Here is a 12,531-nt window from a genome sequence, read left to right as displayed (position 1 = left end):
CGCGATTCAACGCGGATTTACCGCTGCTTCGCGCATAATCCGGTCAGCTCCGTCGTGCGGGGCGTCTTATTTCTTTGTCGGAGTGCTTCATGCGCGTAGCCGTCCTGTCCGTTGCCTTGTCGCTGGCCTTGTTCGCGTCGCCTGGTTGGGCGCAGACCGCCCGTCCCGCCGCCGCTGCCCAGGCCACTGCGGACGACCCGGAAGCCAATGAAGCCGCCGTCTCCAAGGTGCCGCTGGACGAGATCCGCCGCTTTGTGGCGGTGTACAACGCGGTCAAGCAGGCCTACGTGGACCCGGTCGAAGACAAGAAGCTGATGCACGCCGCCGTGCGTGGCCTGCTGTCGGATCTCGACCCGCACAGCACCTACTTCGACAAGGAAGACGCCGAGGCCTTCGACGAGCAGGCCAGCGGCGCCTACGACGGCATCGGCGTGGAGCTGCTGCAGCAGCAGGACAACACGCTCAAGGTGATCGCACCGATCGATGACACCCCGGCCGCACGTGCGGGTATCCGTGCCGGCGATGTCATCGTGGCCATCGACGGCAAGCCGATCGATGCCAGCAAGGCCATGGAGCCGCTGCGCGGCGAATCCGGCAGCAAGGTCACCCTGACCATCGTGCGCGACAAGGCGCCCAAGCCCTTCGACGTGACCCTGCAGCGCCAGACCATCCGTGTGGCCAGCGTGCGCAGCAAGCTGCTGGAGCCGGGCTATGGCTACATCCGCATCAGCACCTTCCAGGCCGATACGGGTGCCGACTTCCAGAAGAACCTCAAGCAACTGCAGGCCGGCGGCAAGTTGCGTGGCCTGGTGCTGGACCTGCGCAGCAACCCGGGCGGCCTGCTGACCTCGGCGGTGCAGGTGGCCGACGACCTGCTCGACAAGGGCAACATCGTCAGCACGCGCGGGCGCATCTCCATCAGCGATGCCAAGTTCGACGCCACCCCGGGCGATCTGCTCGGCGGCGCACCCGTGGTGGTGCTGGTGGACGCCGGCTCGGCCAGCGCTTCGGAAGTGTTGGCCGGCGCGCTGCGCGACAACCAGCGCGCGCGCATCATCGGCAGCCGCACCTTCGGCAAGGGCTCGGTGCAAACCGTGCTGCCGCTGGATAACGGCGATTCGGTCAAGCTCACCACCGCGCGCTATTACACGCCCAGCGGCAAGTCGATCCAGGCCAGCGGCATCGTGCCGGAAGTGCTCCTGACCCCCGAGCCGCAGCCGGGCGACGCCGATGTGCCGGCCAGCCTGACCGACTACAGCGAAGCCACCTTGCCCGGCCATTTGCGTGGCGACGACGAGGGCGAAGAAGGCTACAGCGCCGGCGATGTGTTGCCGGGCGACGGCCCGATCACCGCGGCGCTGGCCGAACTCAAGCAGCCCGGCTCGGCGGCCAAGGCGCAAGCGGCCCGCAAGGCCAAGGCCCAGGCCGCCCAGAAGGCCAAGGCAGCGACCAAGCCCGCCTCCGAGGCGAAGCCGGCAGCGCCGCGCCCGGCGGCGACCGACAAGGCCAAGCCGGCAGAACCCGCCGAGAAAGCCAAGCCCGTTCCCTTCGCGGACCCCGCGCCGCCGGCAGACACGCCGGCTCCGGTCGAACCGGCCAAGTAAGCGGCAAGCGGGTGCAAGCGCAGGTCGGCTGATGCCCGCCTGCGCCTGGAATCTGCAATGCGCACATGTCATGCATCGTCACGTCACCTGCCCGGACATGCACGCAACTCGCGCGATCACTCCGGTTCGTAGCGTGCCCCATGGTGCGCGGATGACCAGCGGCATGGGTACAGCGCCGCCTGAACGTCATGCGCGCTCAACGTCCCCGTAGACCTGCCGCTCTGTCTGCGCCGCCCGATCTCATGGGCCGGTGTCATCGGCTGACGTGAGCCCACTCGCCACGCATGAACCGCATCAGCGCGCGATGGCCAGCGCGTCCGGATTGACCAGATTGCGCGGCGTGCCGGCCGCAAACGCCAGCACGTTGTCGAATGCCGCTTCGAAATACAGCGCGTAGCTGTCGCGTTCCACATAGCCCAGGTGCGGGGTGGCGAGCACCCGCGGGTGTCGCAGCAGCGCATCGCGCGGGTCGAGCACCGGCTCGTGCTCGAACACATCCACCGCCGCCTGCCCGGGCCGGCCAGCATCCAGCGCGGCCAACAGGGCGCCGGGGGCGATCAGTTCGGCGCGGCTGGTGTTGACCAGCAGCGCATCGCCACGCATGTGCGCCAGATCCTGCGCAGTGACATCGTGACGCGTTTGCGCCGTCAGGCGCCGATGCAGCGACAGCACATCGCTACGTTCAAACAATTCCTGGCGGCTGCCCGCGATCGCAAAGCCATCGCGCGCAGCCTGCGCGCAGGACGCATCGCCGCCCCACACCAGCACCTGCATGCCGAATGCGCGTCCGAACCCGGCCACGCGTTGGCCGATGCGTCCGTAACTCCAGAGACCGAGGGTGCGGCCGTGCAGCACACGGCCCAAGCCAGGGTCGCCCAGCGCCTGCCAACGGCCCTGATGCAGGGCACGCTGGTACTCGCCCAATCGGCGGCTGGCCGCAAGGATCAAGGCCCAGGTCAGCTCGGCCGGGGCCACCGGCGAGCCGACGCCTTCGGCTACCGCGACGCCAGACTGCGTGCATGCAGCCACATCCACGTGCGCGCCCACGCGCCCGGTCTGGCTGATCAGCTTCAGCCGCGGCAGGCGCCGCAGCAGCGCCGCATCCATGCCGGTGCGCTCGCGGATCAGCACCAGCGCATCGGCGTCGGCCAGCTGCTCGGCGCGCTCGTCGGGATCGGTGGCCAGCGCCCCCAGCACCTGCACATCATGGCCCTGCATCCGCTGCAGGCAGGGCAGTCGGCACACGGCGCCCTGATAGTCGTCGGGCACCAGGATGCGCATCAGCGCGGTTTACCCGGCAGTGGGAACGGAGTGACCACCTTGTCGCCGGTGGCCGCGTCGCGGATCACCGACTGGCCCTTCTTCTCCACTTCTTCGATCCGCACGATGCTCTGCATCGGCAGGTGCAGCGTCTTGGTGTTGCCGAACTCTTCGCGCAGGCGTTCTTCGGTGGGGTCCACCACCAGCCCGTCGTGTACGTCGAACACCAGCTCGCCGACCTGGTTGAAGCCCCACAGATGGCTGCCGGTGACCTCACGCGCATAGAGCTCGTACACCTTGCCGTGATTGAGGAAGGTGACTTTGTACAGAGGCTTGGGCATGCGCCCGATTATAGGCGCGCCATTGCAGTGCATGCAGCGCCAGGTGGTCGGCAACCGTGCGCTGAGCGCGCCGACACGCACGTGGGGGCGCGTTGCGCTAGAACCCGTGGCGCTTGCGCAGGCGGCGCGCAATTGCCGCACGCACGTACAGCCCGTAGACGATGCCGAACACGAAGCCGGCGATGTGTGCCGACCACGCCACCATGCCGAAGGCCGGGCCGATGTAGGCAAACACCACCTGCAGCAGCGCCCACGCCCCGATCAACAGGGGTGCCGGCACGCGGATGAATTCCAGGAACACGCCCAGCGGCAGCACCACGCCGAGCTTGGCGCCGGGAAACAGCGCCAGATAGGTGCCGATCAGCGCCGAAACTGCGCCGGAAGCGCCGATGATCACCCGGTCCGGCGTGCCGATCGCAAAGATCGCCGCCAGGTTGGACGCGGCCCCGCCGAGCAGGAACAGCAGCAGCAATCGCCACGGCCCCAGGATGCGCTCGGCCGGCAGCCCGAAGATCAACAGGAACACCAGGTTGCCGAGCAGATGCGACCAGTCCGCATGCAGGAACAGCGCCGTGAACAGCCGCAGCACGCTGCCGTCGCGCAGGGTCGCCCACCAGTCGCCCAGGTTGGAGACGCCACTGGACAATGCGCCCCAGTCCAGCCACAGCGTATTGCGCGCTTCACCGGGGCGGCTGATCGACCACAGATAGGCCAGCCATACCGCGGCGAACAGCAAAGGCACCGCCCAGCGTGGGGTGGGTTTCTTGCGGGAGGGGAGGGAGACGAACATCGGAGACGCACAATAGCCGGTCCATCGTCCTGAACCCAGCCCTAACCCACCGGCGCGTTCAGCGTGCCGGTCGTTATTGTTCGGTTAATCGTCGTGGGTATACTGCGTACGGCGTCGTATGTCGGGGGGGGGTCTCCGGCGCGCTCCAGGCACTGGATTGGTGCTGGGCGCGGGCGCTGAACCGACCATTGCAGTCCTTATCCGGAGAGCTACAACTTATGTCTACCGCTTCCACTCTTAGCCGCGCCACCTTGCTGGCCGTTGGGATTGCCGGTGTGCTGGCCGTTGGCCAGGCGCACGGCGCCGCATTTCAGCTGAAGGAAAACAGCGCCAAGGGCCTGGGCCGCGCCTTTGCAGGCTCGGGCAGCGCCGCGGACGATGCTTCGATCATCGTCAACAACCCGGCCGGCATGCGCCAGCTCGACGGCCGCCTGTTCCAGGCCGACGTCAGCGCCATCCAGTTCTCGGCCAAGTTCCAGCCCGACACCGCGACCTACGCCAACGGCGCCCCGGTGTCCGGCGGCAACGGCGGCGATGCCGGCATGATCGCGCCGGTCCCGGCGATGTACTTCCACGTGCCGTTCGGCGAGAACGACAATATGCACCTGGGCACTTCGCTTACCGTGCCGTTCGGCTTCAAGACCGACTACGACCGTGACTGGGTCGGCCGCTACCACGGCACCAAGACCGAGCTGCAGGCAATCGACTTCAACGTGGCGTTCTCCTACGACGTGAACCCGTACGTGTCCTTCGGTGCGTCGGTGTTCGCCGAGCGCCTGGATATCGAACTGGGCAACGCAGTGGATGCCGGCTCGATCCTGGCGCGTTCGCGCGTTCCGGGCTTTGCACCGGGCAACGCCGACGGCTCGCTGAGGATGAAGGGCCACAGCACCGAAGTGGGCTTCACCCTCGGTGGCCTGTTCAGCATCGACGAGAACACCCACCTCGGTTTCAGCTACCGCTCGCAGGTAGAGCACAAGATCACCGGCGCGGATGTCGACTTCACCATTCCGCCGAATGCGTCGGCCGTGTTCGCACGTGCCGCCCCAGGCACCTTCATCGACACCAGTGGCCGCGCCACCGTCAAGCTGCCGGCCAGCGCCACCGCCAGCTTCACGCACAACGTGAATGAGCAGTGGTCGATCATGGCCGACGTCACCCGCACCGCCTGGAGCAAGTTCGACCAGGTGACGCTGGACTTCGCCTCCAACCAGCCCAACACCGTGCTGGACTTCTCGTACCGCGACACCACCTTCGCCTCGATCGGTGCCGATTACCGCATGAGCGAGACGCTGACCCTGCGTGGCGGCGTAGCGTTCGACCAGACCCCGACCACTGCCGAACACCGCGACGTGCGCGTGCCCGACAACAGCCGCAAGTGGCTGTCGGTGGGTCTGAGCTGGCGTCCGTCGCAGCAGGCCGAGTACAACTTCGGCTACACCCACCTGTTCGTCAGCGACCCGACCAGCGACACGGTCAGCGCCACCGGCGACCGTCTGGCCGGTACCTATGATGTGCAGGGCAACATCCTGGCTGCATCGGTCAACTACAAGTTCTGATCGTCGCAACCCGCGTTGGATGCTAAAAACCCCGCTTCGGCGGGGTTTTTTTTGTCGCGATGCGCGCGCATACGCGGCGTCAGGCCGTGCGCCGGTGTCATTCGTCCACGAATACAACACGACACACGTAGCGGCAGCGCAGGGGGGACAGGCGAGCTGTGCAGGGGTCCTGCAGATTGCTATGGTCGTGCGCATGAGCCAACCCGACTTCATCCAGGTCACCGACAACGCCGTTTCGCGCGCCGATTGCGCGGCCATCGTGCACCGCATGCGCGACAGCCAGCAGCTGCATCCCGGGCGCATCGGTGGCGGCGTGTTTCCAGACCTCAAGCACAGCCGCGACCTGCGCATCAGCGGCATCGCCGAATGGGCAGACGTCGAAGCGCGCCTTCAACAGGCGGTCTTCGACGGGGTGCTGAGCTATCTGCGGCACTATCCACAGGCCTTGATCTCGCCGTTGATGCTGCAGGTCACCACCGCCGACGGCACCCCGCATCGATTGGTGGCCGAAGACATCGCGCAAATGAGCGACCAGGCGCTGGGCGACCTGGCACGCACCTGCCTGCGTCCGGGCGCGATCAATCTGCAGTGGTATGCCGCCGATCAGGGCGGCTACCCGTACTGGCATTGCGAGCTGTATCCACGCGATGCCAGTGCCGACACATTGCACCGGCACCTGCTGTGGACGCTGTACCTCAACGACGAATTCGAGCAGGGCGAAACCGAATTCCTGTTCCAGCAGCGCAAGGCGCGCCCGCGCACCGGCAGCCTGTTGATCGCTCCCACCGCCTTCACCCATACCCACCGTGGCAACCGCCCGGTCGGCGGCGACAAGTTCATCGCCACCAGCTGGATCCTGTTCCAGTCGGCGGGGGCCTTGTACGGCGGGGAATAGGGAATCGGGAGTAGGGAATCGCAACCGCAACAGCAATTCGCAGCAGCGCGGCTCTTGCTGTTCCGATTCTCGATTCCCCAATCCCGATTCCCCGCCCCTAGAACAGACTGCCTTGCGGCGATTGCGGCACCGGCTTGGCCGGTGGAGCGGGGCGGCGGAAGGCGCTGCAGTCCAGCGCCGGCATCTCACGCGTATCGAAACCGGCGCGACGGTGGGCCAGCGCAAAACGGCGCGCCAGCAGGTCCGCATACACGCCCTGCCCACGCAGGCGGGTACCGAAGCTGCTGTCGTAGTCCTTGCCGCCGCGCAGCTGCTGGATGGTGCTCATCACGTGCGCCGCGCGCTGCGGGTGATGGGTCTGCAGCCAGTCGCGAAACAACGGCGCCACTTCGTGTGGCAGCCGCAGCAGCACGTAGCCGGCACTGCTGGCGCCGGCCTCGGCGGCGGCCTGCAGAATCGCTTCCAGCTCATGGTCGTTGATCCACGGGATCACTGGCGCTGCCATCACCCCCACCGGCACGCCCGCCTCGTGCAACGTGCGCATCGCACGCAGACGTGCATGCGGCGCGGACGCACGCGGTTCGAGTTTGGCCGACAGATGCGGGTCCAGCGTGGTCACCGAGAAATGCACGTTGACCAGGTTCTCGCGCGCCAACGGGGCCAGCAGGTCCAGGTCGCGGGTGACCAAGGCGTTCTTGGTGATCAGCGTGAACGGATGCCGCGTCTCCCACAGCACCTCGATCAACCGGCGCGTCAACGCGCGTTTGCGCTCGATCGGCTGGTACGCATCGGTGTTGATGCCCAGCGCGATCGGGCTGGGCACATAACTCGGTCGCGACAACTCGCGCCGCAGCAGATCCGGCGCATTGGTCTTGGCGAACAGCCTGGTCTCGAAATCCAGCCCGGGCGATAGATTGAGGTACGCGTGCGAGGGTCGCGCAAAGCAGTAACTGCAGCCGTGCTCGCACCCCCGATACGGATTGACCGATTGCGAGAACCCGATGTCCGGCGACTGGTTGCGGCTGATGATGCTGCGCGCGGTTTCCTCGGTGACCTGCGTGCGCAACACGCCGGCAGCGAACTCTTCGCTGTCGTCCACGTGCCAACCGTCGTCCACGGCCTGCGGTGTGGTGACCTCGAACCGTCCGGGCAGGTGGCCGGTCGCACCGCGGCCCTTGATTGCGCTTGCCATCGCGCCATCGTAGGGCGGTCGTGTCTCATCCGCCGCGACCGGGCGTTCAACACGATGAAGCTTTCAGACCACTGCCCGCACGGTGCGTTGGCGCCGCGGTCAGCGCAGCGCAGCGTACGCCCCGTAGAATCCGCACATGCTCGCACTGGTCCAGGGCGCGTGGGATTGGCTGGCCACCATTCCCCACCTCGAAGCGCTCCTCCTCGCCGCCTACGTGCTCTACCTGCTGTGGATCGCCGGCTGGATCGTGCTGCAAAAGCGTGAGCCGGTGGCCACGCTGAGCTGGGTATTGTCGCTGGCTGCGCTGCCGTACCTGGGGCTGCTGATCTATTACTGGCTCGGCCCGCAGAAGGTGAAGCGGCAGCGCCTGCGTCGCGGCCGCTCGCGCTCGGGCATGGAAAGCTACAGCAGCGTCTGCCCGCCGGATGCCGACTGCACCGAGCTGGCCAAGATCGCCCAGTCCACCACCGGGCTTGCGCCAAGCAGCGCCACCGAAGTGCATTGGCTGGTGGATGGCGCGGCAACCTATGCCGCCATCATCGAGGCGATCCGCAGCGCCCGCGACCACATCCACCTGGAGTACTACATCTTCCAGCCCGACCACAGCGGCACCGCGATCTGCGCCGCGCTGATGGAGCGTGCACGCGCCGGGGTCAAGGTCCGCCTGCTGCTGGATGCGATCGGCTCGTCGGCCATGACGCGCCGGGCGCTGCGCAGCCTGCGCGAGGCCGGCGTGGAAACCGCCTGGTTCCATCCCTCGCAATTTCTCAAGCCGTTCAAACGGCCGTGGCTGAATCTGCGCACCCATCGCAAGGTGATCGTCATCGATGGCCGGGTCGGTTTCACCGGCGGCATCAATGTCACCGACGAAGAGAACGAGCAGGTGCGCGGCGATGCCTATCGCGACCTGCATGTGCGGCTGCAGGGCCACGTGGTGCGCAGCCTGCAACTGGTGTTTCTGGAAGACTGGCTCTATGCCACCCGGCAGGAGCGCGCCGCCTTCCAGGACCAGCAGTTGTGGCCGGAGGACATGCCCACGCGCGCCCAGGGCACGGTCGATGCACAGGTGCTGGTGTCCGGCCCGGATTCCTCCTGGGAATCCATCCACCGGCTGATGGTCGCCGCCATCCACGAGGCCAGGCATCGGGTCTGGCTGGTGACGCCGTACTTCGTTCCGGGCGAAGCCGCGCGCATGGCGCTGACCTCGGCTGCGCTGGGCGGTCTGGATGTGCGCCTGCTGGTGCCGCGGGTCAGCGACTCGCGCCTGGTGACCTATGCGGCGCGCTCGTATTTCGATGAGCTGCTCGAAGCCGGCGTGCGCATCTACGAGTACGGCCCGCGCATGCTGCATACCAAGGCACTGCTGGCCGACGACGATGTCAGCATCGTCGGCAGCGCCAATTTCGACAGCCGCAGCTTCCGCCTCAACTTCGAACTGTCGATGCTGTTCCGCGACCAGGCAGTGGCCGCCGAGCTGGCCGGCCTGATCGGCACCGACCTGCAACATGCCCAGGAGGTGCGCTTTGCGCGCCATCGGCCGCTGCTGCGTTCGCGCCTGCCCGAAGCCTTTGCGCGGCTGCTGTCGCCACTGCTCTGAAACGCCCCCGGCTCACGTGGAACCGAACCGGGCGCAGCGCTACACTGCCGCCACTCATCGGGGGAGCTCGTCATGCACTGGCTGTTTCTGCTTATGGCACTAGGTGCGCTGGTGCTGGCGTTCAGTACGCCGCACGTGTGGTTGCTGGTGGTGTCGCTGTTGGTGGCACTGGTGCTCTTGCTGTTGTGGACACGTGGCTGGTTCGCCTCGCGCATGGACGACACCCAGCGCGATACCAGCAGCATGATCGACCCGGCCGAACTGCGACGGCTGCGCGAGGTGGCCGAGGCTCGCAAGGCCGCAGCACTGGCCGCCGCCCGCGATGGCGAGCCGCAGGCCTGAGCGCACGACCGTGACCACCCAGCTCAGCGTCAACGTCAACAAGATCGCGGTCCTGCGCAATTCGCGCGGCGGCACCGACCCGGACGTGGTGCAGGCCGCCCGCACCTGCCTGGGAGCCGGCGCACACGGCATTACCGTGCATCCACGGCCGGATCAACGCCACATCCGCTCCGACGATGTCCTGGCGTTGAGCGCACTCACGCGCGCGCACGGCGTGGAATTCAATATCGAAGGCAACCCGTTTGCCCCTCCGCGCGCCGGCTATCCGGGGCTGCTGGAGCTGTGCCGTGCCACGCGGCCGCAACAGGTCACGCTGGTGCCCGATGGCGACGGGCAGCTGACCTCCGACCATGGCTTCGACTTCGCGCAGGACACCACCCAACTTGCCGCGTTGATCGCCGCGTTCAAGGATCTCGGTAGCCGCGTCAGCCTGTTCGTCGACGCGGGTAACCCGGACATCGCACGCGCCGCCATGCTCGGTGCAGACCGCATCGAGTTGTATACCGGCCCGTACGCGTCCGCGCATGCGGCCGGGCAGGCGGACGCAGCACTCGCACTGTTCGCCGGTGCCGCGCAGCGCGCCAGCGCCGCCGGGCTGGGCATCAATGCCGGGCATGACTTGTCGCAAGCCAACCTTGGCGATTTTCTCGCCGCTGTCCCGGGCGTGCTGGAAGTGTCCATCGGCCACGCCCTGATCAGCGAAGCGCTGTATCAAGGATTGGATGCGACCGTGCGCGCCTACGTCGGGCTCCTGGATACCGCCCGCGCTAGCGCCTGAGTTTTGCCGGGTGATGCCGGCATTCGATCATCACCCGGATCGATCAGTGGGCAATCTGCCGGATGGGCGGCAAGCACGTCGGGTCACGCAGCAGGCATAAAAAAAACGCCACCGTTTCCGGTGGCGTTGCAGTCGCGTCATGACTGTTGTGTTGCGGTCTTGCGGATGCGTTTACTGCTGCATGAAGCCGATTTTCTTCATCTGCGAGTTCTTCGCAGCGGCCAGCACCTTCGCCATCACCTCGTACTCCGCATCCTGATTTGCATCGATGCGCAGTTCGGGCTGATTGGTCGGATCGGCCTGTACCACTTCTTCCATCTTCTGCTGCAGCTGATCCACCGGCGTCGGGCTATTGTTCCAGAACACCTGGTTGCTGGCGTCGATACGCAGCTCGATCGGCGGCGGCGGTTCGGTCGTCTGCGGTGGCGGGTTCAGAACCCGCTGCGGCAGATCCACGGCGATCGGATACGTCATGATCGGCGCGGTCACGATGAAGATGATCAACAGCACCAGCATCACGTCCACCAGGGGCGTGACGTTGATGTCGGCCATCGGCCCACGGCTTCCACCAGTACTAAATGCCATGGCTTACTGCCCCTTCACTTTGGTTGCAACGAAACCGACGTCCAGCATGCCCTGACCCTGCGCGATCTTGGTGATCTCGTTGATCGTACGCATCTTGGTCGTGCGGTCGCCGCGCAGGTTGAGCGGCGGTTGCGGGGTCTGCTGTGCGGCGGTGGACAGGCGCGACTCCAGGGCTTCCTTGGAGATCGGCTCGTCGTTCCAGTACAGCGACCCGTCTTCCTTGACGGCCAGGGTGATCGGCGCGGCGCGTTTCTCCGCATCTTCCTTCTGGATCAAGTTGGCCTCTGGCAGCTCCACCTTGACCTTGTGGGACATCAGCGGTGCCGTAATGATGAAGATGATCAGCAGCACCAACATCACGTCCACGAGGGGCGTCACATTGATGTCGGCCATCGGGCCGCCGCTGTTTCCACTACTGAAGGCCATAACGGGCTCCGTCTAAATCGTTGCGAAGGCGTTCTTTACAACCGGATTAGCGAACGCGCGAACCGGTGGCGAAGAAGTCGTGCAGGTCATGGGCAAAGGTGTCGAACTTGGCGATCACCGAGCTGTTGACCTTGGAGAAGAAGTTGAACGCGAACACGGCCGGGATGGCGACGAACAGACCGATCGCGGTCATGATCAGCGCTTCACCCACCGGGCCGGCAACGGCATCGATGGAGGCCGAACCGGTTGCACCGATCTTGATCAGCGCGCCGTAGATGCCCCACACGGTACCGAGCAGACCGACGAACGGCGCGGTCGCACCGACGGTGGCCAGCAGGGTCATGCCCGACTGCAGCTTGGTGCTTTCGCGGGTCACGGCCTGACGCAGGGCGCGGTCGACGAACTCCGAACGGCTCAGGCTCTCACCCAGGCCACCGGTGCTGCCTTCGGCGCGCTGGTGGTGAGCAGCAGCCTGGGCTGCGTCCAGTGCGATTTTGGAGAACGGCTCGGAAGCCGGCTGTTCTTCCATCGCACGGATGGCGTCCTGTGCATTCGGGGCATCCCAGAACGCGGTGGTGACGCGGTCAGCCGCGCTCTTCAGGCGGGTGGCGCGGAAGATGTTGATGACAGTCCAGTACCAGGAAGCGGCGGACATGGCGATCAGGGTGATCAACACGACCCACGACACGGCGAAGTCGCCGGGGCTGGAGGTCATTTCGGTGATCAAGTGCTCGAAGCCCATCTGCGACAGAGCGGCCGACGGATTGGAGCCCCCTGCAGCGGCGGCGATAAAGAATTCCTGCAGCATGACGCTTACCTTTGTTGTGTGTGGTGATGAAGGGTGGAGCGAAAGGAAGACAGGATCCTGGGCCGGCCGTGACCGGCCCGTGGGATCAGTTCAGAGCAAAGTTGACCGGGACGCGGACACGTCCGGCGGCTTTCTGCCCGTTGACAGTGGAGGCGTTGAACTTCCACTTGCGTGCTGCGTCCATCGCGGCACGGTCAAGGTCGCGGTTGCGGCTGGACTTTTCGACCGACACGTTGGTCACGTTGCCGCTGGCATCCACATCCACGATCAGGATGACCTCACCTTGGACGCCGGCACGGAATGCAGCCGGTGGGTACTTCGGCGGGTTCATGTTCTTGGACGAGATATCGACAC

General features: G+C 66.1%; 14 protein-coding genes. 6 read left to right on the top strand and 8 right to left on the bottom strand.

Annotated elements, in window-relative coordinates:
• Nucleotides 1-89 precede the first annotated feature (89 nt).
• Complete coding sequence (locus OZ10_RS05845) at nucleotides 90-1,604, top strand: S41 family peptidase (RefSeq protein WP_039411712.1); 1,515 nt, start codon at nucleotides 90-92, stop codon at nucleotides 1,602-1,604.
• Between the two features lie 294 nt (nucleotides 1,605-1,898).
• On the opposite strand, the gene OZ10_RS05840 is transcribed toward OZ10_RS05845, so the two are convergent.
• The 3 genes from OZ10_RS05840 to OZ10_RS05830 all read right to left on the bottom strand — a co-directional run bounded on the left by OZ10_RS05840 (nucleotide 1,899) and on the right by OZ10_RS05830 (nucleotide 3,995).
• Nucleotides 1,899-2,885 carry a D-2-hydroxyacid dehydrogenase family protein gene (locus OZ10_RS05840; protein ID WP_039411662.1) on the bottom strand — a complete coding sequence of 329 codons (987 nt, stop codon included), beginning with the start codon at nucleotides 2,883-2,885 and terminating at the stop codon, nucleotides 1,899-1,901.
• The gene (locus tag OZ10_RS05835) at nucleotides 2,885-3,205 is read right to left on the bottom strand and encodes a DUF1820 family protein (protein WP_039411665.1); all 321 of its coding nucleotides are present in this window, start codon (nucleotides 3,203-3,205) and stop codon (nucleotides 2,885-2,887) included. Before OZ10_RS05835 ends, OZ10_RS05840 begins: the two co-directional genes overlap by 1 nt.
• Before the next feature lie 97 nt (nucleotides 3,206-3,302).
• Nucleotides 3,303-3,995: a rhomboid family intramembrane serine protease gene (locus tag OZ10_RS05830; protein WP_039411667.1), complete on the bottom strand. Its 693-nt coding sequence runs from the start codon at nucleotides 3,993-3,995 to the stop codon at nucleotides 3,303-3,305.
• 218 nt (nucleotides 3,996-4,213) lie between these two features.
• On the opposite strand from OZ10_RS05830, the gene OZ10_RS05825 reads away from it, so the two are divergent.
• Together OZ10_RS05825 and OZ10_RS05820 are read left to right on the top strand one after the other, a co-directional pair.
• Nucleotides 4,214-5,554 carry an outer membrane protein transport protein gene (locus OZ10_RS05825; RefSeq protein ID WP_039411670.1) on the top strand — a complete coding sequence of 447 codons (1,341 nt, stop codon included), beginning with the start codon at nucleotides 4,214-4,216 and terminating at the stop codon, nucleotides 5,552-5,554.
• Nucleotides 5,555-5,747: 193 nt separating this feature from the next.
• Nucleotides 5,748-6,449 carry a 2OG-Fe(II) oxygenase gene (locus OZ10_RS05820; RefSeq protein WP_039411715.1) on the top strand — a complete coding sequence of 234 codons (702 nt, stop codon included), beginning with the start codon at nucleotides 5,748-5,750 and terminating at the stop codon, nucleotides 6,447-6,449.
• 97 nt (nucleotides 6,450-6,546) lie between these two features.
• On the opposite strand, the gene OZ10_RS05815 is transcribed toward OZ10_RS05820, so the two are convergent.
• Nucleotides 6,547-7,641, bottom strand: coding sequence for a PA0069 family radical SAM protein (locus OZ10_RS05815; RefSeq protein ID WP_039564133.1), 1,095 nt, complete (start codon nucleotides 7,639-7,641; stop codon nucleotides 6,547-6,549).
• A 136-nt stretch (nucleotides 7,642-7,777) separates the two neighbouring features.
• Here OZ10_RS05815 and cls point away from each other — a divergent pair, with 136 nt between their 5' ends.
• The 3 genes from cls to OZ10_RS05800 all read left to right on the top strand — a co-directional run bounded on the left by cls (nucleotide 7,778) and on the right by OZ10_RS05800 (nucleotide 10,358).
• Nucleotides 7,778-9,238, top strand: coding sequence for a cardiolipin synthase (gene cls, locus OZ10_RS05810; protein WP_039411675.1), 1,461 nt, complete (start codon nucleotides 7,778-7,780; stop codon nucleotides 9,236-9,238).
• A gap of 72 nt (nucleotides 9,239-9,310) precedes the next feature.
• Nucleotides 9,311-9,580, top strand: a complete 270-nt coding sequence (locus tag OZ10_RS05805; RefSeq protein ID WP_039411678.1) for a hypothetical protein — start codon at nucleotides 9,311-9,313, stop codon at nucleotides 9,578-9,580.
• 10 nt (nucleotides 9,581-9,590) lie between these two features.
• Nucleotides 9,591-10,358 (top strand): pyridoxine 5'-phosphate synthase, encoded by a 768-nt coding sequence (locus tag OZ10_RS05800; protein WP_039564149.1) that lies wholly within the window; start codon nucleotides 9,591-9,593, stop codon nucleotides 10,356-10,358.
• Between the two features lie 171 nt (nucleotides 10,359-10,529).
• Here OZ10_RS05800 and OZ10_RS05795 read toward each other — a convergent pair whose 3' ends face one another.
• From OZ10_RS05795 to OZ10_RS05780, 4 genes are all read right to left on the bottom strand, one after another.
• On the bottom strand, nucleotides 10,530-10,943 hold the full coding sequence (locus OZ10_RS05795; RefSeq protein ID WP_039411682.1) for an ExbD/TolR family protein: 414 nt from the start codon (nucleotides 10,941-10,943) through the stop codon (nucleotides 10,530-10,532).
• A gap of 3 nt (nucleotides 10,944-10,946) precedes the next feature.
• Nucleotides 10,947-11,369, bottom strand: coding sequence for an ExbD/TolR family protein (locus OZ10_RS05790; protein ID WP_005912447.1), 423 nt, complete (start codon nucleotides 11,367-11,369; stop codon nucleotides 10,947-10,949).
• 46 nt (nucleotides 11,370-11,415) lie between these two features.
• Complete coding sequence (gene exbB / locus OZ10_RS05785; RefSeq protein WP_005912445.1) at nucleotides 11,416-12,177, bottom strand: TonB-system energizer ExbB; 762 nt, start codon at nucleotides 12,175-12,177, stop codon at nucleotides 11,416-11,418.
• 85 nt (nucleotides 12,178-12,262) lie between these two features.
• On the bottom strand, nucleotides 12,263-12,531 hold a 269-nt coding region (locus OZ10_RS05780), incomplete at its 5' end, for an energy transducer TonB (RefSeq protein ID WP_039564131.1).

The sequence above is a fragment of the Xanthomonas cannabis pv. cannabis genome (assembly GCF_000802365.1).
In the GTDB taxonomy this organism is placed as follows: Bacteria; Pseudomonadota; Gammaproteobacteria; order Xanthomonadales; family Xanthomonadaceae; genus Xanthomonas; species Xanthomonas cannabis.
Note: the sequence above shows the minus strand (reverse complement) of the source record. Positions and strands in the feature narration are given on the sequence as shown.